The organism is Mesorhizobium sp. AD1-1, from assembly GCF_020164655.1.
Lineage (GTDB): Bacteria > Pseudomonadota > Alphaproteobacteria > Rhizobiales > Rhizobiaceae > Mesorhizobium > Mesorhizobium ciceri.
This window is the reverse complement of sequence record NZ_JAIUGP010000001.1, coordinates 196,405-218,820: the sequence shown is the minus strand read 5'-3', so window position 1 is coordinate 218,820 and position 22,416 is coordinate 196,405. Positions and strand designations below refer to the sequence as shown.

Here is a 22,416-nt window from a genome sequence, read left to right as displayed (position 1 = left end):
AAACGGCTTCAGCCAAGCCTGCGAGCGCCGGAGCCAGCCATGACCGAAATCCTGCAGACCCCAAAGCTCGTCGTCGTCTTTGGCGGGTCAGGCTTTGTCGGCCGCCATGTCGTGCGCGCGTTGGCCAAGCGCGGCTATCGCATCAGGGTCGCCTGCCGGCGGCCCGATCTCGCCGGCCATTTGCAGCCGCTCGGCAATGTCGGCCAGATCCAGCCGGTCCAGGCCAATGTGCGCGTGCGCTGGTCGGTAGACCGCGCCGTGCAAGGCGCCGACCATGTCGTCAATCTGGTCGCCATCCTGCATGAGAGCGGCCGGCAGAAATTCTCCGCCGTGCACGAGTTCGGCGCCCGCGCAGTGGCCGAGGCCGCGCGCTCGGTCGGCGCCGGCCTGACCCACATTTCTGCGCTTGGCGCCGATCTGGACTCCGAATCAGACTACGCGCGCACCAAGGCGCTTGGCGAAAAGGCTGTCCTGGAGACGATCAAGGACGCCGTGATCTTCCGGCCGTCGATCAATTTCGGACCCGAAGACGGCTTCTTCAACCGCTTCGCCAACATGGCGCGCTATTCGCCGGTGCTGCCGCTGATCGGCGGCGGCCAGACCAAGTTTCAGCCGGTCTATGTCGGCGACGTAGCCGAAGCGGTGGCGCGCTCGGTCGACGGCAAGGTGGATGGCGGCCAGATCTATGAACTCGGCGGACCGAAGGTGCTCACCTTCAAGCAGTGTATGGAAGAGCTGCTCGACGTGATCGAGCGCAAGCGGCTGCTGGTGCCGGTTCCGTGGTGGGTGGCCAACATCCAGGCCTCGATCCTCGGTCTCCTGCCCAACCCGCTGCTGACCAAGGACCAGGTGATGCAGCTGCGCGAGCACAACATCGTTTCGGACGCCGCCAACCAGACCAACAGGACGCTTGCGGGGCTAGGCATCCAGTCGCAGTCGATCGCGACGATCCTGCCCAGCTATCTCTGGCGCTACCGCGCCGCCGGCCAGTTCCAGCAACGCAAGCCCGCGGCCTAATTCGGCGCAACTGCCTGAAGGTGTCACGCCTAACGCGGCGTGACCTGCATCGGTAGACCGCCTTGCGGCTGCGTGGTCAGTTTCTGTACCGGCCAGGGTTTCGTTTCGGCGGTGGTGTCGAAGCGGAAGCGCGACAGCATGATCGCCAGCGCGATGATCGCCTCCTGCATGGCGAAGCTGGCGCCGATGCAGACGCGTGGGCCGGCGCCAAACGGCAGATACTGGAAGCGGTCGATCTTTTCGCGATTTCCCGGGTGGAAGCGCTCCGGCAGGAAGGCATCCGGCCGGTCCCACAGTTTCCTGTGGCGATGCACGACCCAAGGCATCACCAGCACCGCGGCGTGCTTGGGGATATGAAGATCCTTCCACATTTCCGGTTCGATCGGCTCGCGGTTGATCGACGGCGCCGGCGGATAGAGCCTGAGCGCTTCGTCGAAAGCCGCGCGCGTGAACGGCATGGCATCGAGCCATTTCGTCGGATCGGGCTCGCGCGCCAGCACCTGGTCGATCTCCTGCTCGACCCGGTTGCGCTCCCACGGTGATTCAGCCAGGCAATAGAGCGTCCAGCCGAGCGCACGCGCCGTCGTCTCATGGCCGGCGCCGATGAAGGTGATGATATTGTCCTCGACCTCGGCCCGCGTCAGTCCGTCGGGTCCCTCGGCCTTGAGCAGCAGTGTCAGGAAATCCTGCGGCACGGCATCGGGATCGCGCTTGAATTTCGCTTCGCGCATCTTGACCGTGTCGGTGACGATCTTGCGGAAATAGGCCATGGTCTTGCGGCCACGGATGCGGGTCAGCCTCGGCAGCCAGTCGGGCGCACGCAACAGGTCGAGCGGATCGACGCGACCCATGGTCTCGAACAGGCGGTCGATCTCGTTGGCGAAACTGCCGGGCTCGCCTGATATCTCGCCGGAAAACAGCGTCTCGGCCAGGATGTCATAAGTGAGCAGCGTCATGTCATGGGCGATGTCAGACGTGCCGCCGTCTTCGTAACGGGTGACGAAGTCCTGCGTGCGCCTCAGCATCGGCTGGGCGAAGCCGAAGATGTGGCGCGGCGTGAACACCGGCGCCATCGCCTTGCGCGACCGCTTCCAGACCTCGCCCTCGGCGGTGAGCAGGCCGTCGCGCAGGATCGGCCGCAGGATCTTCTGGCGCACCGTCGCCATCTTGTAGTTCCTGGCGTTGTCGACCAGCACATGCCGGATCAGGGCGGGATCATTGGCGACGATCAGATGTCCGCCAACGCCGTTCGCCGAAATCCACGGCTCGTTGTAGGTATGCTCACCCCACAATTCGAGCGGGTTGCGGTAGACGATGCGGATCATCTCCAGCGTCGAGGGCGGCGTCGTGCGCGGCTTCGGCGCCGGGGGAATGAAGGGGGCGGGCTGGATGTCCATGCTGTGCTCCGCTGATGACCCAATGTAGTGGGCCGCAAAGCAGGCGTCCATGTGACCGAACGGCAAGGCCCTACTCTCCGGAATGTGACCGGTTACCGCGAGGTGCCTTCTTGTTGCCCCGAGCGGCATGCCCTAGGTGGCAGTCACCAATGGATACCGCCACCGCAGGAGCCCAGCTTGAAGCACCAGTTGAACATCATCATCGGCAGCACGCGGCCAGGCCGCGCCGGACCGATTTTTGCCGAGTGGCTGGAGAGGTTCGCGCGCGAGCACGGGAAATTCGAGCCTGTACTGACCGACATCGATGCGTTCAAGCTTCCGGTGCTGGACGAACCGCACCATCCAAGGCTTGGCAACTACCAGAACGATCATACCAAAGCCTGGTCCAAGGCGATCGATGCCGCCGATGCCTTCGTCTTCGTGGCGCCGGAATACAATTATTTCGTGGCGCCGGCGATCGTCAACGCGATCGACTATCTCTCGCGCGAATGGAAGTACAAGGCAGCCGCCATTTTCAGCTATGGCGGCGTCTCCGGCGGCCTGCGCGCGGCGCAAGCGCTGAAGCCGCTGCTGACCTCGGTAGGTGTCATGCCGATCCCGGAAGGCGTCGCGCTGCCGATGTACCAGAAACTGCTCGACGAAAATGGCGCTTTCAACGCCAGCGAACAGGTGCAGGGCGGAGCCAAAACCATGCTCGACGGGCTGCTGCGCTGGAGCGAGGCTTTGAAGCCGATGCGGGCAGGCTGAAAACGCTGGTCTTCCGCAAAAAACCCCGGTTTGCTGCCATAGAGAGGTGGTCGTGCACAGGAACGAACTGGGGGGCAGTTCGATTTGCGCTTGCTGTTTGCCTTGCTGCCTATGCTCACCACCGCCACCGCAGTGGTGGCGCCTGGCCCTGGTCATCGCCAACGACGACCACCGCCTGATCCGGCCGCCCGCCCGACATGACGCCGGGGCGCGACCGCAGCAGGCGGCTGGCGCCGAGATACAAGTTCATGATCAAGGTTTCTCAAGGACCGCTGGCCGAAGTGAAATGGGGGCCGGCGGAGGCCCGCCATTGGCAGCCGGCCATTCCCAGTGAAATGCCTGCAAACCTTGGAAAAACCGCCTTTTGCGCCTATATCTAGTCGATATCAGAGGCGCGATTCGGCGCGGACTTTTCGCGCTGTGCAGGCGGCATCCAGACAACAGGTTTTCATGAGCGATCAGATCGACAACAACAACGGCGCTGAAGCCGAATACGGCGCCGATTCCATCAAGGTTTTGAAGGGGTTGGACGCTGTCCGCAAACGCCCCGGAATGTATATCGGTGATACAGACGACGGCTCGGGCCTGCATCACATGGTCTATGAAGTGGTCGACAACGCCATCGACGAGGCGCTGGCCGGTCACGCCGACCTCGTCACCGTGACGCTCAACCCCGATGGTTCGGTCACTGTGATCGACAATGGCCGCGGAATTCCGACCGATATCCACACCGGAGAAGGCATTTCGGCGGCCGAAGTGATCATGACGCAGCTGCATGCCGGCGGCAAGTTCGACCAGAATTCCTACAAGGTCTCGGGCGGCCTGCATGGCGTCGGCGTCTCGGTGGTCAACGCGCTGTCGGCGTGGCTAAAGCTGAAGATCCGCCGCAACGGCCAGATCTTCGAGATGAGTTTCACGCATGGCAATGCCGACGCACCTCTGAAGGCGACCGGCACCTATGAGCAGGACAAGCAGCCGGGCACCTATGAGGGCCGCAGCGGCAGCCAGATCACCTTCTTCCCGTCGGCCGAGACCTTCACCATGGTCGAGTTCGACTTCGGCACGCTGGAACACCGGCTGCGCGAGCTTGCCTTCCTCAATTCCGGCGTGCGCATCATTTTGACCGATGCCCGTCACGCCGATGTCGTGCGCCATGAACTGCACTACGATGGAGGCCTCGAAGAATTCGTCAAATATCTCGATCGCGTCAAGAAACCGCTGATCGACAAGCCGATCGCCATCCGGGCGGAGCGCGACGGGATCACCGTCGAAGTGGCGATGTGGTGGAACGACAGCTACCACGAGAACGTGCTGGCCTTCACCAACAACATCCCGCAGCGCGATGGCGGCACGCATCTGGCCGGCTTCCGCGGCGCGCTGACGCGTCAGATCACCGGCTATGGCGAATCCTCTGGGCTGACCAAGAAGGAAAAGGTCTCGTTGATCGGCGACGATTGCCGCGAAGGTCTGACGGCGGTGCTGTCGGTCAAGGTTCCCGACCCGAAATTCTCCTCGCAGACCAAGGACAAGCTGGTCTCGTCGGAAGTCCGTCCTGTCGTCGAAGGCCTGGTCAACGAAGCGCTCGGCACCTGGCTGGAAGAACACCCGAGCGAAGGCAAGGTGGTCGTCGACAAGGTGATCCAGGCGGCGGCGGCGCGCGAAGCGGCGCGCAAGGCGCGCGATATCACCCGCAAGAGTTCGCTCGGCGTCACTTCCCTGCCCGGCAAACTGGCCGACTGCCAGGAACGCGACCCGGCGAAATCCGAAATCTTCATCGTCGAGGGTGATTCCGCCGGCGGCTCCGCCAAGGGTGGGCGTTCGCGCCAGAACCAGGCGATCCTGCCGTTGCGCGGCAAGATCCTCAATGTCGAGCGGGCGCGCTTCGACCGCATGCTCGGCTCCGACATGATCGGCACGTTGATCACGGCGCTCGGCACCTCGATCGGCAAGGACGAGTTCAACGCCGACAAATTGCGCTACCACAAGATCATCCTGATGACCGACGCCGACGTCGACGGCGCCCATATCAGAACCTTGCTGCTTACCTTCTTCTTCCGGCAGATGCCGGAGCTGATCGAGCGCGGCCATCTCTACATCGCCCAGCCGCCGCTCTACAAGGTGACGCGCGGCAAGAGCTCGCAATACATCAAGGACGAAAGCGCGTTCGAGGAGTTCCTGATCGGCTCGGGACTGGAGGAAGCATCGCTTACGCTCGGCTCGGGCGAGGTTCGCATCGGGCAGGACCTGCGTGGCGCCATCGATGACGCGCTGGCGGTGCGCCAGCTGATCAACGGCCTGCACACGCGCTACAACAGAGGCGTCGTCGAGCAGGCGGCGATCGCCGGTGGGCTCAACCCGGACGTGTTCGCCGATCTCGGTCGCGCCAACGACATGGCGGAGCGGATTGCAAAACGCCTCGACATCATTGCCGAGGACACCGAGCGCGGCTGGACCGGCCGCATGTCGACCTCGAATGAAGGCGTTGGCGGCTATGTGTTCGAGCGCACGGTGCGCAGCGTCAAGGAATATGCGCATCTCGACCTGGCGCTGATCAATTCGGCCGACGCACGCCAGCTCGACCGCTACGCACAGCGCCTCAGCGAGGTCTACGGGTCGCCGCCGGTGCTGCGCCGCAAGGATGTCTCCGAAACCATCTCGGGGCCGCTGGCGATGCTCAATGCGGTCTTTGCGACAGGCCGCAAGGGCCTGACGATGCAGCGCTACAAGGGTCTCGGCGAGATGAACGCCGAACAGCTGTGGGAAACCACGCTCGATCCGAACGTGCGCTCGCTGCTGCAGGTCAAGGTCAATGACGCGACCGATGCGGATTCGCTGTTTTCGCGGCTGATGGGCGACGAGGTCGAGCCCAGGCGCGAGTTCATCCAGGACAACGCGCTGTCGGTCGCCAATCTGGATATCTGATCTGGCCGTTAAATCTGAATTGGCGCGCTGCGGCGCGCCAATTGTTCCACCGGCGGCAACAAAATCAATTTGCAACGCGCCGGAACGGAAGTCCCTGCGAGACATTGTGACAATATCGATCACAATTTCTAACAGGAGGCTTCCATGGGACGCGGCATTTTGCTCTGGTTGCTCGGCATACCGATCCCGATCATCATTCTGATCATGCTGTTCGTACGATAGGGGGCACTTATGCAGTCCACCCTATCGGCTGTCGACGTTTCCACTTCAACAGAATCCTCCTCCACCGCCGTCAGTTGGGGACCGATCATCGCCGGTGCCTTCGCGGCCTCGACGCTGACCTTCATCCTCATGCTGCTGGGCTCCGGGCTTGGATTGAGCATGGTGTCGCCCTGGTCGGGATCCGGCGCATCTGTCACCACTTTCGCGGCATCCACCGCCGTCTGGCTGATCATCGTGCAATGGCTGTCCTCGGGTGTCGGCGGCTACCTTGCCGGACGCCTGCGCACCAAATGGGTCGGCATCCACACGGACGAGGTGTATTTCCGTGATACCGCCCATGGCTTTCTTGCCTGGGCGTTGGCCACACTGCTCGTCGTCGGCGTGCTTGGCTCCGCGCTTTCCGCTGCCATAGGCTCGGGCGTGCAGGCGGTGTCCACCATCGCGTCTGGTGCGGCCATGGGCGCATCGGCGGGGGCTTCGGCCAATGCCGGCAGCGCGTCGGCCGACAATGCGACATCCTACCTGGTGGATTCACTGTTCCGTCCGGCTGATCCGGGCAAGCTCGCGGCCGCCAATCCGGACAGCGATGCGGCCGCGGTTGGGCAGGCTTCGCGCATCCTGATCGCCGGCGCCGCGGCAGGCGAGGTTTCCGCAGACGACAAAACCTATCTGTCGCAGCTGGTCGCCGTTCGCACGGGGCTTTCGGAAGCAGATGCCAGGACCCGGGTGGATGCCGTCCTCGCCAAGGCCCAGGACGCCAAGGTCAAGGCGCAGCAGGCCGCCGACACAGCCAGGAAGGCCAGCGCGACGTTTGCCCTGCTTGGTGCGCTCTCGCTGGCCATCGGCGCCTTTATCGCCAGTGCTGCCGCGGCCCTTGGCGGCAGGCAGCGCGACGATGAGGAAGCGGTTTTTATCACCAACCGTTGAACTGCACTTGCAACAAAGCCACTCTGGCCCGCCCGGAGCGGCTTTGCTTTGAAGTTGTCGAGCGGCGCTGCCACGACCCCGTTCGCTGAAATCCGTTCTTATTTTCGGGGAGGAATCGCCGGCACTTCGGCTTGGCTCGGCTCCAGTTTGCGACCGAGGTCGACAGCGTCGCGCAGCACGGCGAGATGCGAGCGCGGCTGATCGCCGGCAGCAACCTCGATACCGGTCGCCGCCAACGACCAGTACAGCGTGTGGGTGAAGACACGGCCGAGGGAACCGCGCAGCTCGACCTGAACGTTCTCCACGCCCGGGCCGAAATTCTCCGCCATCGGCCCTGAGATCGGATCGCCCGTCAGCCAACCGTTGCCGCGGTCGAAGATATTGGTCCAGCGCGTCGCAGCAAACACCGCGCCATGATGCACCGCCCGCTGTGGCTTGCCGGAAGAACGGTTGCGCCCTTCCTGATAAAGCACGGTGCCACCGGCCGCCGCTCCCTCGGCAATCGGCGGACATGCCGAGAACAGGCGCTCGGCGATGCCGCGCCTGAATTCGGCGAGATTGTGCGTCACCAGAAATTCGCTGTGGGTCAGCGGGCTACCAAGCGTGACGAAATCGCTGATCTTCCAAGGCCGATGGCTGTCGTCCCTGGTGCGCAGTTGGCGATAGAGCTCCCACTGATCGCGCCGGAACCCGGCAAGATCGTCAAGGCTGCCGGGCCATGCCGAGCCGTCGGCAACAAGCGTCGCCTTGTCGATGGCGTGGATAGCCTTCAGTTTCGCCTTGTCGCGGATGGCCTCGAGTTTTCGGGGCCTGAAATCGGACCACAAGATCTGCAACAGGTCATAGGCGATCATCGAGCCGAGGCTGTGCGAGACCAGCACGATGCGATCGTAGGTATCGTCCATCATCAGACGCTTCAGCAGCTTCAGGCCGCGGTCGCGGATCAGCGCCCGCTTCTCTACCGTGGCCGCTTCAGCGCGCACATAGCCCGCGACATCGCCGAAATAGGGAAGGCCAAAACGGTCCACCGACCAGATGACGAACGAGGCCAGGATGGTGACGAGGACGCCGACGGTCCACGAAATCTGCTGCTGCCAAACCGACGTCGCAAGCGCGAGCGTCGCGACCAGGACGATGATGGCGGCAACCAGAGTGACCAGATAGAGCTTTCGGGCGTCCGGCGGTATGTCGGTGGGCTTGCGCCACAGCAGATTTGTCACGCAGGCGGCAAGCCGGCCTCGCGTCGTGCCCTGCGTGATGTCGGCCCAGTAAAGCTCGTAGAAGTCGGTGCGGCGGCCATCGACATCGTAGGGCGTGGTGATGCGGCGAAGTTCGTACGAATTGGTCCGACTGTCGGGAGTGATCCAGCTCTGGTTGATCTTCGCGCCGGCGGGGTCGGCCGGATCGGCGACATGGGCATAAAACGGCGCGCGGTTGGGGTCATGGCTCCAGACAGCCTGGACAAAGCCTCGCAGCGTATCCATCGGCCGCTGTTCGCCCATGCCATGCACGATCACCACCGCCTGGCCAGGCTTGCGCGGCGCTTTCCCGGCGGGCGGCGATGCGATCGGGTCAGGCACCAACGTCTCCGTCGACGACAATCCCGCCGTCGAGGCGGGAATTCGTCATCGTAGCGCCGAAATCGCCGTCAAGCCAAGAAAGCCTGCCAAGAAAAAGCCCGGCGCGAAGCCGGGCGATTCTTGGCGTGTCCCGGCGCTTATCCCGGATCAGTGATCCATGGCTTTGACGATCTCTTCGGTCATCTTCTTGGCGTCGCCGAGCAGCATCATGGTGCCGTCCTTGTAGAACAGCGTGTTGTCGATACCGGCATAGCCGGAACCGAGCGAGCGCTTGACGAACAGGCAGGTGCGCGCCTTGTCGACGTCGAGGATCGGCATGCCGTAGATGGGTGAGGACTTGTCGTCGCGCGCGGACGGGTTGGTGACGTCGTTGGCGCCGATGACATAGGCAACGTCGGCTTGCGCGAACTCCGAGTTGATGTCCTCAAGCTCGAACACCTCGTCGTAGGGCACATTGGCTTCGGCGAGCAGCACGTTCATGTGGCCGGGCATGCGGCCGGCGACCGGGTGGATGGCGTACTTCACGTCGACGCCATTGGCCTTGAGCTTGTCGGCCATTTCGCGCAGCGCATGCTGCGCCTGGGCAACCGCCATGCCGTAGCCCGGCACGATGATGACTTTCTGGGCGTTCATCATGAGGTAGGCGGCATCGTCGGCAGAACCCTGCTTGACCGTGCGTTCGATGCCGTCATCGGCGGCCGCTGCCGTCTCCCCACCGAAGCCGCCGAGAATGACCGAGATGAAGCTTCGGTTCATGCCCTTGCACATGATGTAGGACAGGATCGCGCCGGATGAGCCGACCAGCGCGCCGGTGATGATCAGCGCCAGATTGCCGAGCGTGAAGCCCAGCGCCGCCGCCGCCCAGCCGGAATAGGAATTCAGCATCGAGACGACGACCGGCATGTCGGCGCCGCCGATCGGGATGATCAGCAGGATACCGAGCACCAGCGAGGCGGCAACGATCAGCCAGAAGACCAGCTTGGACTCGGTGGTGACCAGCAACACGATCAGCACGACGAGCGCGATAGCAAGTGCGGCGTTGATGAAGTGGCGTGCGCCGATCATGATCGGCTTGCCGGACATGCGGCCATCGAGCTTGAGGAAAGCGATGACCGAGCCGGTGAAGGTGATGGCGCCGATGGCGACGCCAAGGCTCATCTCGATCAGGGCCTGGGCATGAATGTCGCCATCCGTGCCGATGCCGAAGCTTTCCGGGGCATAGATCGCGGCAGCCGCCACCATGACGGCGGCGAGGCCGACCAGCGAGTGGAAGGCAGCGACCAGCTGCGGCATCGAGGTCATGGCGATGCGGCGCGCGGTAACGGCGCCGACGCCGCCGCCAATGGCAAGGCCGAGCACGATCAGGCCGAAGCGGCCGGCGGACGGGGTCGCCAGAGCCAGTGTGGTGGCGATGGCAATACCCATGCCGATCATGCCGTAGAGATTGCCCTGGCGGCTGGTGGTCGGATGCGACAGGCCGCGCAGCGCCATGATGAACAGGACACCGGAGACGAGGTAGAGGAAGGACGCGAAGTTGGCGTTCATGGCGCTCTACTTGTCCTTCTTCTTGTACATGGCCAGCATGCGCTGGGTGACGAGGAAGCCGCCGAAGATGTTGACCGAAACCAGCATCAGCGCGACGAAGCCGAAGCCCGCGGCAATGCCGGAGGCGGCGATGCCGACGGCAAGCAGCGCGCCGACGACGATGACCGAGGAGATGGCATTGGTGACGGCCATCAGCGGCGTATGCAGTGCGGGGGTCACCGACCAGACGACGTAGTAGCCGACGAAGATCGCCAGGACGAAGATGGCGAAGCGGAAGACGAAGGGATCGATGGCGCCGCCGGAGAGCGCATGCGCGGCATCACCGGCCGCGTCAGTGCCGCCGGGCGCGGTCGCCAGATTGTGCACCGCCAGCCGGACGGCGGCGGAGGCCTGGTCGAGCTGGTCGAGGGCTTTCTGCAGGGTCTGGTCCATCACGCGATCCCTTTCGGCTTCGACGAGGGCGACTTGGGTGCGGCCGCCTTCTTGGGCGCGGCTTTCTTGGGCGAAGCATCGGCGACCATGGTCTTGGCCGGGATCGCGGCCGGCTCGACATATTGGCCCTTTGCCGGCTGCTGGTCGGCTTTCACGAAAGCCGGATGAACCACCTTGCCGCCATCGGTCAGCATCGTTGCCTTGACCAGATCGTCGTCGCGATTGATGGCAAGCGTCTTGGTCGTCTTGTCGACCAGCGTCTCGAGAAAGGCGAACAGGTTCCTGGCATAAAGCAGCGAGGCCGACGCCGCGATGCGGCCAGGCACATTGAGATGGCCGACAATCTTGACGTTGTTGGCGGTGGTGACCACCTTGCCGGCTTCGGCGCCCTCGACATTGCCGCCGCGCTCGACCGCGAGGTCGACGATCACCGAGCCCGGCTTCATCGAAGCGACCATCGCCGCCGAGACCAGCTTGGGCGCCGGCCGGCCGGGAATGAGCGCCGTGGTGATGACGATATCCTGCTTGGCGATGTGCTCTGATGTGAGTGCCGCCTGCTTGGCCTGATATTCCTTCGACATTTCCTTGGCGTAGCCGCCGGCCGTTTCGGCCGCCTTGAATTCCTCGTCCTCGACCGCGAGGAACTTGGCGCCGAGCGAGGCGACCTGTTCCTTGGCGGCGGGGCGAACGTCGGTGGCGGTGACAACCGCACCAAGCCGGCGCGCGGTGGCGATCGCCTGCAGGCCGGCGACGCCAACGCCCATGATGAAGACCTTCGCCGCCGGCACCGTGCCGGCCGCCGTCATCATCATCGGCAAGGCGCGGTCATATTCCGAAGCCCCGTCGATCACCGCCTGATAGCCGGCCAAATTGGCCTGCGAGGACAAGACGTCCATCGACTGCGCGCGGGTGATCCGGGGCATGAATTCCATCGAGAAAGCGGTGACGCCGGCCTTGGCAAGAGCTGCCACGGCGGCATCGTTGCCGTAGGGGTCCATGATGGCGATCACAGCCGCGCCGGGCTTGTAGCTCTTCAGCTCGGCATCACCAGGCCGGCGCACCTTCAGCACCACATCGGCCTTGGCGACATCGGAAGCCTTGCCGATAGCAGCGCCGGCGCTCGCATAGTCGGCATCGATGATGCGCGATTTCAGACCGGCACCGGCCTCGACGACGACGTCGAAGCCCAACGCCGCCAGCCGTTTCACCGTATCGGGCGAAGCCGCGACGCGCGGCTCGTTGGCATCGAGCTCACGAGGGATGAAAACCGTCTGTCCCACCGCATGATCCTTTCGGCCGGAAGCTATTTCCCGCAAGACGCCGGCCGGCCTCGCGGCGGCGCCGTGGACAAGATGTCGGAAAAATCTATCGGAGGATAAAGGCGCCGACAGCCAGAATCAGCACGAACAGAATGGTCGCCGAGAAGAAGCCGCCCGCGAAGAAGCCGAAGGCCATCGCCAGGAGCAGGGCGCCACAAAACAGCGAGCCGTACTTGGCCAGCGCGAGGAAGCCCGCATAGGTGCGGTCATGCTCGGCATAGTCCATCTTCGCGCCCAGTTCGACAGGACCAGTCGGCGAGTGATCAGCCATAGGAATACCCCTTCGAAGACATCTTTCAGGCACATAGCGAAAAGCCGCGCCGAGAGCAATGGCGCTATTGCCGCACAACAACCGACAACTGCCTCAAAGAAAGATTGAAGCCAGCAGTCGACGCCGCGACGGAGTCCGATCGCTGGATTCTGATGCTTGATGCGGAACTCCGAAGGGCGGACGCTTGCGTGGCCTAAGCCGGCGCCTCAGCCGGCTAGATGCGGAAATAGCCCGAGCAACCCGACGACGATCAGATAGAGCGCGACGATGTAGTTCAACAGCCTTGGCATGACCAGGATCAGCACGCCGGCGATCAGCGAGATGAGCGGGGTTAGCGCAAGTGTGGAAATGGTCATGGCGGGTTCCCTCAAAAACCTCAGATCAACCCGGAGCGCTGCTCGTGGCCTCACCCAGAACGCCGAAGTCGCCAAAAGGCTCCCTGTCGGCCCTGCAAAATCGTGTGGATCCCTGCCGTATCAGGCGGCTTCGTGATAGTATTTTGCCGTCGGCAGGATGGTCAGCGGCGCGAGTTCCCCGACATGCGGCGTATCGAACAGCATGCGCTGCTCCATTGGCGTCGAGCGGAAGAACGGGAACCGTGAGAAGGACCGCTCGCGGATGGCGTTGACGTCGGCGCGGTAGAGCACGACCTTGTTGAAAACGCCCGGATAGGCGCGCGACTCGCTGATCTTCTCCGAGTAGTAGATACGCTTGTAGAAGCCGGCGTGATCCTCGCGAATGGTCGACAGGCAGTAGGGCGCGTTGAAATGGAAGCACGCCATGCCGGCCAGCCGCAGCGTCAGGTAGGGAATCTGCGGGTAGACGCGCGACCATTCGGGATCGGACGCAAACCGGCTGGGACAGATGAAGCTCAGCCCGTCACGAAGCATCGGCATGACGATGTCGCCAAAGGCCTTGGTGGAAGGCGACATCGGCGTGGCCAAGGTGACGTGATGGATACGCAGCGTGCTGACGAGTTCCTGGTCGATATAGACCCCGAAGCGGTACACATTCGGTGCCTCGTCGAGCTCATCGTGAATGGTATGGTTTTCGTTGTCGGGCACCATATCGTTCGAGCGATATGACTTGTAGCGCAGGCGGTAGATGTCCTCGAGATCTTCGCCCTTGTCGCAGCGGCGGTACTCTGTCCGCTCAAGCATCGCCGAAACGTTGCGGGCGAAGCTGGACATGGTGTCGGCGGCGTCCTTGCCGTCCTCGCCCGTCACCGGACGAAGCGAACTCAACTGCACAATCATCAACTCAATCCCCGTACATTGCCGCCGCGATCCGACACTACGACAGGGTCTTGGGATGTAAAAGATGAAAACAGGAAGCAGCCCGTTTACCAGTCGTTAAGGTTAACGATTGCTAAAATAAAACTAAAATTGGTGGTTTTCTTCGTTTTCTGCGTCGCGACGGGGAAAGAGCGTGTCTCGAACATGACGGGAAGCGGCTGAAATTCTGGCATGGCCCGCGATGTGCAAAGAAACCTCGAATGCAGTGAATGCCTAAAGCCTGGGCGCCTGTTCAATCCTGATGGAAACAGGGATGGGCTCTCAGTGCCTGGACACCATGCGCCAGGCGCCTCAAATCAGCGGCGTACCGCCTTTTTGGCGGTCCTGATATCCTTGGCGAAGGGCCATACCGTGTTCGACATCGTCTCGATACCGGAAGCGCTGAGCGCCGAACCGAACAGGAACCCCTGGACAAGATCAGGCTTGACCTGCAGCGCCAGGATCTTGAGCTGCTCGAAGGTCTCGACCCCTTCGACGGTCACCGAAAGCCCCAGCGGCCGCGACAGGTTGACGATACCCTTGAGCAGCTCGAGCGAACGGGGATTCTGGGTGACGTCCATCAGGAAAGAGCGGTCGATCTTGATCTTGTCGAGCGGCAGCTTGTGCAGGTAGCTCAGGCTCGAATAGCCGGTGCCGAAATCGTCGAGCGCGATGCGCACGCCAAGCTGCTTCAGCTCCTCAATATACTGACGCGTCAGCGACTTGTCGTCGAGCAGCGCCGTTTCGGTGACCTCGATCTCGAGCCTACTGGCGGCGAGGCCGGAGCCGGCCAACGCATCGCGAACCTTCTGGATGACATCGCGGCTGCGGAAATCCTTGGCCGAGAGATTGACCGAAACGCTGGTCTGGTCCGGCCATTTGGCGCATTCGGCGCAGGCTGCCTGCAGCACGAAGGTGCTGATCTCGGAAATGATGCCCATTTCCTCGGCCAGTGGAATGAAGATGCTGGGCGAGATTGGCCCGAGATCTGGATGATCCCACCGGCACAGCGCCTCGCAACTGGCGATACGCATGGTGCTCATCGCCACGATCGGCTGATAGACCACCCGCAGGCTCTTGCCCTCTACCGCGGTGCGCAGATCCGCCTTCATCAGCTGACGGTTGCGGAAGGCGGCATCCATCGAAGCTTCGAACAATCGCCAGCTGTTCTTGCCGAGTTCCTTGGCCTTGTAGAGCGCCAGGTCCGCCTTCACGATCATGGCGTCGACATCGGTATCCTTGACCCGTGACAGCACCGCGCCGCCGCTGGCCTGAATGCGCAGCCCGTGACCGGCGACGTCGACTTCCCCTTGCAGGCCGGCGAAAATCTCGTCGAGCTGGCTGGTCAGATGGCTCTCATCCTCGACGCGGTCGAAGAAGATCATGAACTCGTCGCCACCGAAACGGCTGACCGTGATATCTTGCTTGGCAATGGCGCCAAGCCGCTCGGCAACGGCATAGATCAAGCCGTCGCCGATCGGATGGCCAAGCGTGTCGTTGACGCTCTTGAAATCGTCGAGATCGAGCACCGCAAGGCCGCAGAGACGGTCGCGATCGCCGGACGCCATGGCCTCGCCCACCAATTCATGGAAATAGGCCCGGTTGGGCAGGCCGGTGAGATTGTCGTAGCGTGCCATGAAGCGGATCTTGTCTTCCGCCTCGACACGGGCGGTGACGTCCTCGAAGGTGATGACGCCCAGTTCCTGGCTGCCCTCGCGAGCCGAGAACTCGTAATGCTGGCCGTTGGCGAGGGAAACCAGCACCTTGCGGTCGCGACCCTCACGCAGGGCACGCGTCAGCTGCGCCTCGATGTAGCGGCAATCCTTGGGCGCCAGCATGCCGCCGGCGACACCGCGCATCAACAGACCGTGGATCGACCGTCCGAGCAGCGCGTCGGGCGACTTGAGCGACATCAGATGCGCGGCCTCGGCATTGGCCACCGCGACGCGGCCGTCCGGACCGAGCATGACAAGGCCGTGCGACATGGTGTTGAGCGCCCGGTTGAAGCGCTGGGCAATGCGGTTGGCCTTCTTCTCTTCCGAGACGGCCGCAAAAAGCACATCGCGTACGGTGTTGGCGAATTTCCGGATGGCGAACAGGAACGGCGCCGACAGGAGCCCGAGGAGGACATGGTAGATGTCGCCGCGCAGCAGGAAGCCAAGCGAGATCGGCCAGGTCAAGGCAATGGTCAGGATGGTGACCATGCGCGGCGAGCCGTAGTTGCGGCCGGCGATGGAGGTCGCCGTCGCGAGCGTCAGGCAAACGGAGGCGATTTCGGCGAAACCATCGCGCGCGAAATAGATGCCGAGCAGGCAGAAAGCGCCAAGCGTCAAGCCATGCAGGGAGCCATAGAGAATGTAGTCATTCTCACGCTTGTGCGCCTCTTCCCAGGTCGTCGGCGACGGCATGCTGTTGTATTTTCGAAAGTTTCTCATGCGGAACACACCGACGAGAACCATCGAGATCGCGACCAGCAAATACCGCGGATCGCCGCTCTTCCACCAGACCAGGCCGATCAGGAAAGTCTGCGCGAGAATGCCGATCGAAAGCGTCAGCCCGTCGCGAAACAGGGTTTCCACGAACGGAATATAGACGTCGACCGGGATCTCGTTCTTTTTTCGCAGATTCAACGCCTGAATCCCAACCCTGGGGAGCCAAGCAGTGCCACATCCGCCTTAAGAAAGATTTAGAGAGACCCTCGCGCTCCTGCCGTCAAGCCGGGTGACGCAGCGGAAAGCAAGGAAACTGTCGTTCAGGTAAACAAGGCGTATCGATCATTCGGCGGCCTGAAGTTCGGGCCGCGCCGGCGTACTCGACAGGCGTTCGAGCAGCCTTTGGCGCTCGCCGGCGGCCTTTTGCGCGCTGGCTTGACGGACGTGGCCATAGCCGCGGATGAGGGCAGGCACCGAGGCCAGCGCAACCGCCGCATCGACCCTGGCTGGGGCCAACGATCCGGCGATGAGCTCCAGATCCGCCTCGTACCGCGCCAGCAGCTGCCGCTCCATGCGCCGTTCGGCGGTGTAGCCGAACAGGTCGAAGGCGGTGCCGCGCAGGCCCTTCATCGCCGCCAGCACGCGAAAACCCTTCATCATCCACGGGCCGAAGCTCGATTTCCGCGGGCTTCCGTCATTGCCGCGACGGCCCATGATCGGCGGCGCGAGATGGAATTCAAGCCTTTCGTAGCTCTGGAACTGCTTGCCCAGTTCGGCGGCGAAAGAGCCGTCCGTGTAAAGACGCGCCACCTCGTATTCGTCCTTGATCGCCATCAGCTTGAACAGGTTCCTGGCGGCAGCCTGCGACACCGCGGTCGAACCAGGCACGGCCTTCGCTTCGGCGGCGCGCAACGCGGCCAGTTTTCCGGCATAACGCCTGCCATAGGCGGCGTTCTGATAGGCGGTCAGGAAGGCGACGCGGCGGGCAATGATGTCGTCCAGCGTCTCGGCGATATCCGTGGCCTGGCCTGCCTTTCCAGCCGCGGTCGGACCCGGCTGGGCAACCAGCCCGCGCACGAAATCCGGCTGATGGGCAGCGCGACGGCCCCAGCGGAAGGCGGCGATGTTCATCGCCACGGCTTCGCCATTGAGCTCGATCGCCTTCTCGACCGCCTCGGCGGACAGCGGCAGGCCGCTGTGCTGGAAGGCAAAGCCAAGCATGAACATGTTGGCGCCGAGCGAATTGCCGAAAAGTGCCGTGGCAGTGCGGGTGGCATCGAAGAAATGTGCCTTGTCGTCGCCCGCAGCCGCGCGGATCGCCTTTTTCAGCCGCTCTATCGGCAACGAAAAATCGGCCGAGCGGGCGAATTCGCCGGGCATGATCTCGGCGGTGTTGGCGACGAAGATGGTGTGGCCCTCGCGCACCGCGGTCAGCACCTTCTTGGCGCCCGACACGACGAGATCGCAGCCAAGCACGAGATCGGCCTTCCCCGCCGAAACGCGGATTGCATGGATGTCGTCCGGGGTACGAGCGATGCGGACATGGGTGAACACCGAGCCGCCCTTCTGGGCGAGGCCGGCCATGTCGATCATGCCGCAGCCCTTGTCCTCAAGATGCGCCGCCATGCCTAGCACCGCACCGACGGTGACGACGCCGGTGCCGCCGACGCCGTCGATGATCGCCGCCCAGCCCTGCTCGCCAAGCGGGAATTGCGCCGGCACGGGCACGCCTTCCAGCGGATCGGCCTTGCCGGCCAGGCCCTCGGCCTTGCGGATCTTGGCGCCGTGCACAGTGACGAAGGACGGGCAGAAGCCGTTGACGCAGGAGAAATCCTTGTTGCAGCTCGACTGGTCGATCTTGCGCTTGCGGCCGAATTCGGTCTCGACCGGCTGGATCGAGACGCAGTTCGACTGTACGCCGCAATCGCCGCAGCCTTCGCAGACCAGTTCGTTGATGAAGACGCGCTTGTCGGGATCGGGGAATGTGCCGCGCTTGCGGCGGCGGCGTTTTTCGGCGGCGCAGGTCTGGTCGTAGAGCAAGACCGAAACGCCCTTGACGTCGCGCAGCTCGCGCTGGACGAGATCGAGGTCGTCGCGGTGATGGATAGTGGCGCCGGCCGGGAATTCGGCTTTGCCAGCATATTTGTCCGGCTCATCCGTGACGATGGCAATGCGGTCGACACCCTCGGCCCGCACCTGCCTGGCAATCATATCGACGGTCAGGCCGCCTTCGTGCGGCTGGCCGCCGGTCATGGCGACCGCGTCGTTGTAGAGGATCTTGTAGGTGATGTTGGCATTGCTCGACAGCGCGAAGCGGATCGCCAGCGTACCGGAATGGTTGTAGGTGCCGTCGCCAAGATTCTGGAAGATGTGCTCGCGCTTGGAGAACGGCGCCTGGCCGACCCATTGCGCGCCCTCGCCGCCCATGGCCGTGAAGCCGACTGTGTTGCGGTCCATCCACAGCGCCATGAAGTGGCAGCCGATGCCGGCCGCGGCGATCGAGCCGTCCGGCACCTTGGTGGACGAATTGTGCGGGCAACCGGAACAGAAGAACGGCGTGCGCGAGCCGATGTCGGTGGCCTCGGTGAGCATTGCCTGGAACTGGCGCAGTTTTGCCACGCGCGCCGAAATCTCTTCGGACGGGCCGATGGTCCTGACGATCCTCTCGCCAAGCGCGATGGCGATCTCGTTGGGATCGAGCGCGCCTTTGGCCGGAAACAGCCAGTCGCCGCGCTCGTCCTTCTTGCCGATAATGACCGGTTGGGTGGCAGTGCCATAAAGGCTTTCGCGCAACTGTACCTCGATCAGCGAGCGCTTCTCCTCGACGACGACGACGGTGTCGAGGCCGCGGGCGAAACCGGCGATGTGATGCAGGTCGAGCGGCCAGGGGCAGCCGACCTTGAACAGCCGCACCCCGATGCGGTTGGCGGCCGCTTCGTCGATGCCGATATCCTCCAGCGCCTGGCGAACGTCGAGATAGCTCTTGCCGAGCGTGATGATGCCGATCTTCGGATTGCGGCCGCCCGAATAGACGATGCGGTTCAGCCCATTGGCAAGGATGAAGGCGGAGGCCGCGGCGCGCTTGTGTTCATGCAGCCGCTCCTCCTGGCCGAGCATGTCGATCTCGTGGCGGATGTTGAGACCGCCAGGCGGCATGTCGAACTCCGGCACGACGATGTTCAGCCGCTCGAGCGCGGCATCGACCGAGGCGGTCGATTCGATGTTGTCCTTGACGCATTTGATCGCCGCCCACGTGCCGGCAAAGCGCGACATGGCGAAGCCGTAGAGCCCGTAGTCGATGATCTCCTGGACACCGGCCGGGTTGAGGATCGGCACCATCGTGTCGACGAACAGGAATTCGGTGGCGTGCGCATTGGTCGAGGATTCGGCCATATGGTCGTCGCCCATCAGCGCAAGCACGCCGCCGTGCTTCGACGATCCGGCGAGGTTGGCGTGGCGGAACACATCGCCTGAGCGGTCGACGCCCGGTCCCTTGCCGTACCAGACCGAAAAGACGCCGTCATGAGTGCCCTCGCCCAGCAGCTCCGTCTGCTGCGCCCCCCAGCAGGCGGTGGCGGCAAGCTCCTCGTTGAGACCCGGCTGGAAGATGATGTCAGCCTGGGCGAGCTGTTTCTTCGCCTTCCACAGCTGCATGTCGAGGCCGCCGAGCGGCGAACCGCGATAGCCAGAGACGAACCCGGCCGTGTTCAAGCCGGCGCGACGGTCGCGCTCGCGCTGCATCAAGAGCATGCGAATGACCGCCTGCGCGCCGGACAGGAAGATGCGCTCCTTTGCGAGATCGAACTTGTCGTCGAGCGCGACGTCGTGCAGCGTCATCAGGCATTTCCTCTGCGGAGGCCACGCGGGGCAGGCAGCCAACGTCGGGGTCGGATGACGCATCCTTTCTCCCCTTGCAAGGCAGGTCAAACAAAATCGCAGATGCCAGGCAACGCGCAACGAACAGTCCGCGGCCATCCTGAATCGAGTATGAAACCGATCCGCGGACATTGCCCGGCGCATGAACATTACAGCTGCGGCGCGGCCGGCCGCGCCGCGTCAGCCGCCTTTCGAGCAATCTGGCTTCGGCTCGCCCGGCAGCTTGCCGTCGGGATGGCCGACGAGATCGGGATTGGCGGTGTAGAGCTGGTCGATGACCAGCGGCCGGTCGGGCAGGATCGACTGGTCTTCCGTCGACATCAGCGTGGTGTCGATCTTCTGCAGGACCGCGCCGTCGGCGCCCTTGATGCTGATGGCAATCGCATAGGGCTTGTTCTTGACGACGCAGGTCAGTGCCGGGCTCTCCAGCGTCACCTTGTCGAGCTTCGGCCAGACCTTCTGCTCGACCACCAGAGGTGCGCCGCCAGCGGGATCCTGGAAGCTGGCGACCGCCACCTGGCCCTCTCCCATTGGCTTCAGCGGCCGCAGGGTCACCACATAAGTCGCCCTGGCGAGGCGGTAGTTGAAAACGAATATCTTGCCGGAAATCTCGAACAGCTTGCCTTCGGCGTCGCCGGTGTCGCGGCAGGCGCCGAGCGCAACGGCCACGATGAGCGCCGCGCCAACAAGGATCGAACGGGAAAGGCCGCTACGCATTCTTGACCTCATTTTCCGCCATGCGACGACGGCGATAGTGACGGCTTGCCTTCTGACGGTTGCCGCACACCGCCATGTCGCACCATAGGCGGCTGGAATTGCGGCTTCTGTCCACGAACAGCCAGGTGCAGTTGGGACAGATCCTGAGCCTTGCGACGGTATCGTCGCGCAGAAGCGATAGCGCCGAAACCGCCAGCGCCGCCTCGAAGGCGATCGGCGTCAGGGGATCACCGAACGGCCTTCCCGGCGCACCGATCTCGGTCCGGCTGCCGGCAAGACCCTCGGCGCAGGCGCTCAGGAATCCGGGCAGATCAGCGGTGGCGACCGCACCCTTCGATACCGCTCCACGAAACAGCCGGTCCGTGGCCTCGCGGATCGACAGCACGACGGGTGCGATCGCCGCCGCTGAGGATACCGCCAGCGGCCTTTCGCCAAGCTCGGCGGCGCGAAAGCGGCTCGCCGCGTCGGCGAAGCGGGCAATCTCGGCCGGATCTTCGAAGCGGTCGAACGTCCGCTCCGGATCGCCGCGCAGCACGACGGTGTTCGCCGTGTCGAGCGCAAGCAGGCCGCCGGTGAAGCGGTGCGGGGTCCATGATACCGTCATGGCGAAAATCTAACCGATAAATCGTATTTGACAAGTTAGATTCCGCGATGCAACCTCACTCCGGGATGCGGTGGTCTCCGCAGCCTTTTGAGCATGCTGTTGGCCAGGACCGCTTCGCATTTTTGGGCGGCATGCTTCGAGGTTTTGCATGCTCTATTTCTTCCAGCAGGTGCTGAACGGGCTGCATTCGGGCGCGCTGTATGCGTTGCTCGCCTTTGGCTATGTGCTGACCAACGGCATCCTGCACCGCACCAATCTCGCCTATGGCGCGTTGTTCGCCTTTTGCGGCCAGACCATGATCCTGACCGCGGCCTTCGGCTATCAGGTGCTGTGGCTGACGCTGCTGGCGGCGGTGGCGCTCGGCGTCGTCGCTGCGTTCCTCTATGCCGCGCTGATCAGCCACGTGCTGTCGCGCAGTGTCTTCGAACCGTTGGCCGACCGCACGCCCAATGCAATCGTGGTGACGACGCTCGGCATCCTGCTGCTGCTGTCCGAAGCGAGCCGCATCGCCGCCGACACGCATGATCTGTGGCTGCCGCCGATGCTGGCGGAGCCCATCGTTTTCGCGCAGGGCGCGACCTTCAAGGCAACGCTGACGCTCATCCAGCTTATCGACTGCGCCGTGGTGGTGGCGGCAATCGCGCTGGCAAGCTGGGCTTTTGCCCGGTCGAGCTTCGGACGGTGCTGGCGCGCCGTCTCCGACGACCCCAAGGCTGCCGCGATGTGCGGCGTCGACGTACGCGCGGTGTTCCGGCACGCGGTGCTGTTCGGCGGCTTCTGCGCCGCGCTGGCCGGTGTCATGGCCGGGCTCTATTACGGCAATGTCAGCTTCGGGTCGGGCCTCGTCTACGGACTGAAGATCCTGTTCGTGACGGCGGTCGGCGGCTATCTCTCGCCACCGCGCGCGGCGCTCGGCGCGGCCGTCTTCGGCATGGCCGAATCGCTGTGGGCCGGCTATTTCCCGGTCGAGTGGCGCGACGCGTGGATGTACCTGTTCCTGGTCACGACGCTGATCCTGATCGGCGCCCGCCGCGACACCGGCAAAATCGCCTGAAAACGTCAGACTTTGGTTGCATGACGCGAGGGCAGATCGCCGGTATTGGGCACTGTCTGCCCTGCGATGATATTCGCTGC

At 63.5% G+C, this 22,416-nt stretch carries 18 protein-coding genes; 5 read left to right on the top strand and 13 right to left on the bottom strand.

The genetic code is table 11. The features are described 5' to 3' along the window. The first annotated feature begins 39 nt into the window (after positions 1-39). Positions 40-1,017, top strand: coding sequence for a complex I NDUFA9 subunit family protein (locus LB519_RS01030; RefSeq protein ID WP_013528195.1), 978 nt, complete (start codon positions 40-42; stop codon positions 1,015-1,017). A gap of 29 nt (positions 1,018-1,046) precedes the next feature. Here the strand turns inward: LB519_RS01030 and LB519_RS01025 are convergent, their stop codons facing one another. Further along, positions 1,047-2,414 (bottom strand): cytochrome P450, encoded by a 1,368-nt coding sequence (locus tag LB519_RS01025; RefSeq protein WP_013528196.1) that lies wholly within the window; start codon positions 2,412-2,414, stop codon positions 1,047-1,049. A gap of 177 nt (positions 2,415-2,591) precedes the next feature. Between LB519_RS01025 and LB519_RS01020 the strand changes: the two genes are divergently transcribed. Continuing rightward, the gene (locus LB519_RS01020; RefSeq protein WP_063169841.1) at positions 2,592-3,161 is read left to right on the top strand and encodes an NADPH-dependent FMN reductase; all 570 of its coding nucleotides are present in this window, start codon (positions 2,592-2,594) and stop codon (positions 3,159-3,161) included. Positions 3,162-3,276: 115 nt separating this feature from the next. Here LB519_RS01020 and LB519_RS01015 read toward each other — a convergent pair whose 3' ends face one another. Beyond that, positions 3,277-3,417, bottom strand: a complete 141-nt coding sequence (locus LB519_RS01015) for a hypothetical protein (protein ID WP_155924935.1) — start codon at positions 3,415-3,417, stop codon at positions 3,277-3,279. 194 nt (positions 3,418-3,611) lie between these two features. Here LB519_RS01015 and gyrB point away from each other — a divergent pair, with 194 nt between their 5' ends. Both gyrB and LB519_RS01005 read left to right on the top strand, forming a co-directional pair. Next, positions 3,612-6,083: a DNA topoisomerase (ATP-hydrolyzing) subunit B gene (gene gyrB, locus LB519_RS01010; RefSeq protein WP_013528198.1), complete on the top strand. Its 2,472-nt coding sequence runs from the start codon at positions 3,612-3,614 to the stop codon at positions 6,081-6,083. Between the two features lie 231 nt (positions 6,084-6,314). Beyond that, positions 6,315-7,232 (top strand): hypothetical protein, encoded by a 918-nt coding sequence (locus tag LB519_RS01005; RefSeq protein ID WP_013528199.1) that lies wholly within the window; start codon positions 6,315-6,317, stop codon positions 7,230-7,232. 98 nt (positions 7,233-7,330) lie between these two features. On the opposite strand, the gene LB519_RS01000 is transcribed toward LB519_RS01005, so the two are convergent. The 11 genes from LB519_RS01000 to LB519_RS00950 form a co-directional block, all read right to left on the bottom strand. Next, entirely contained in the window at positions 7,331-8,812 is a 1,482-nt protein-coding gene (locus LB519_RS01000; RefSeq protein WP_224618364.1) for a hypothetical protein, read from the bottom strand. Positions 8,813-8,959: 147 nt separating this feature from the next. Continuing rightward, complete coding sequence (locus LB519_RS00995; RefSeq protein WP_013528201.1) at positions 8,960-10,357, bottom strand: NAD(P)(+) transhydrogenase (Re/Si-specific) subunit beta; 1,398 nt, start codon at positions 10,355-10,357, stop codon at positions 8,960-8,962. 6 nt (positions 10,358-10,363) lie between these two features. Next, on the bottom strand, positions 10,364-10,789 hold the full coding sequence (locus LB519_RS00990; RefSeq protein WP_032809881.1) for an NAD(P) transhydrogenase subunit alpha: 426 nt from the start codon (positions 10,787-10,789) through the stop codon (positions 10,364-10,366). Then, positions 10,789-12,069 carry a Re/Si-specific NAD(P)(+) transhydrogenase subunit alpha gene (locus LB519_RS00985; protein WP_013528203.1) on the bottom strand — a complete coding sequence of 427 codons (1,281 nt, stop codon included), beginning with the start codon at positions 12,067-12,069 and terminating at the stop codon, positions 10,789-10,791. The genes LB519_RS00990 and LB519_RS00985 overlap by 1 nt, the downstream gene beginning before the upstream one ends. Before the next feature lie 85 nt (positions 12,070-12,154). Further along, a complete protein-coding gene (locus LB519_RS00980) occupies positions 12,155-12,379 on the bottom strand; it encodes an aa3-type cytochrome c oxidase subunit IV (RefSeq protein WP_013528204.1) in 225 nt (74 codons plus the stop codon). A gap of 206 nt (positions 12,380-12,585) precedes the next feature. Beyond that, a complete protein-coding gene (locus LB519_RS00975; protein WP_013528205.1) occupies positions 12,586-12,735 on the bottom strand; it encodes a DUF3096 domain-containing protein in 150 nt (49 codons plus the stop codon). Positions 12,736-12,855: 120 nt separating this feature from the next. Continuing rightward, positions 12,856-13,635: an N-acyl amino acid synthase FeeM domain-containing protein gene (locus LB519_RS00970; protein ID WP_013528206.1), complete on the bottom strand. Its 780-nt coding sequence runs from the start codon at positions 13,633-13,635 to the stop codon at positions 12,856-12,858. Positions 13,636-13,970: 335 nt separating this feature from the next. Then, positions 13,971-16,283, bottom strand: coding sequence for a putative bifunctional diguanylate cyclase/phosphodiesterase (locus tag LB519_RS00965; protein ID WP_013528207.1), 2,313 nt, complete (start codon positions 16,281-16,283; stop codon positions 13,971-13,973). Between the two features lie 144 nt (positions 16,284-16,427). Next, positions 16,428-19,922, bottom strand: a complete 3,495-nt coding sequence (locus LB519_RS00960; RefSeq protein WP_224618362.1) for an indolepyruvate ferredoxin oxidoreductase family protein — start codon at positions 19,920-19,922, stop codon at positions 16,428-16,430. Positions 19,923-20,141: 219 nt separating this feature from the next. Beyond that, positions 20,142-20,678: a hypothetical protein gene (locus LB519_RS00955; RefSeq protein ID WP_013528209.1), complete on the bottom strand. Its 537-nt coding sequence runs from the start codon at positions 20,676-20,678 to the stop codon at positions 20,142-20,144. After that, positions 20,671-21,282: a CGNR zinc finger domain-containing protein gene (locus LB519_RS00950; protein ID WP_064992906.1), complete on the bottom strand. Its 612-nt coding sequence runs from the start codon at positions 21,280-21,282 to the stop codon at positions 20,671-20,673. Before LB519_RS00950 ends, LB519_RS00955 begins: the two co-directional genes overlap by 8 nt. A gap of 148 nt (positions 21,283-21,430) precedes the next feature. Here LB519_RS00950 and LB519_RS00945 point away from each other — a divergent pair, with 148 nt between their 5' ends. Next, complete coding sequence (locus LB519_RS00945) at positions 21,431-22,336, top strand: branched-chain amino acid ABC transporter permease (RefSeq protein ID WP_224618360.1); 906 nt, start codon at positions 21,431-21,433, stop codon at positions 22,334-22,336. Positions 22,337-22,416 lie beyond the last annotated feature (80 nt).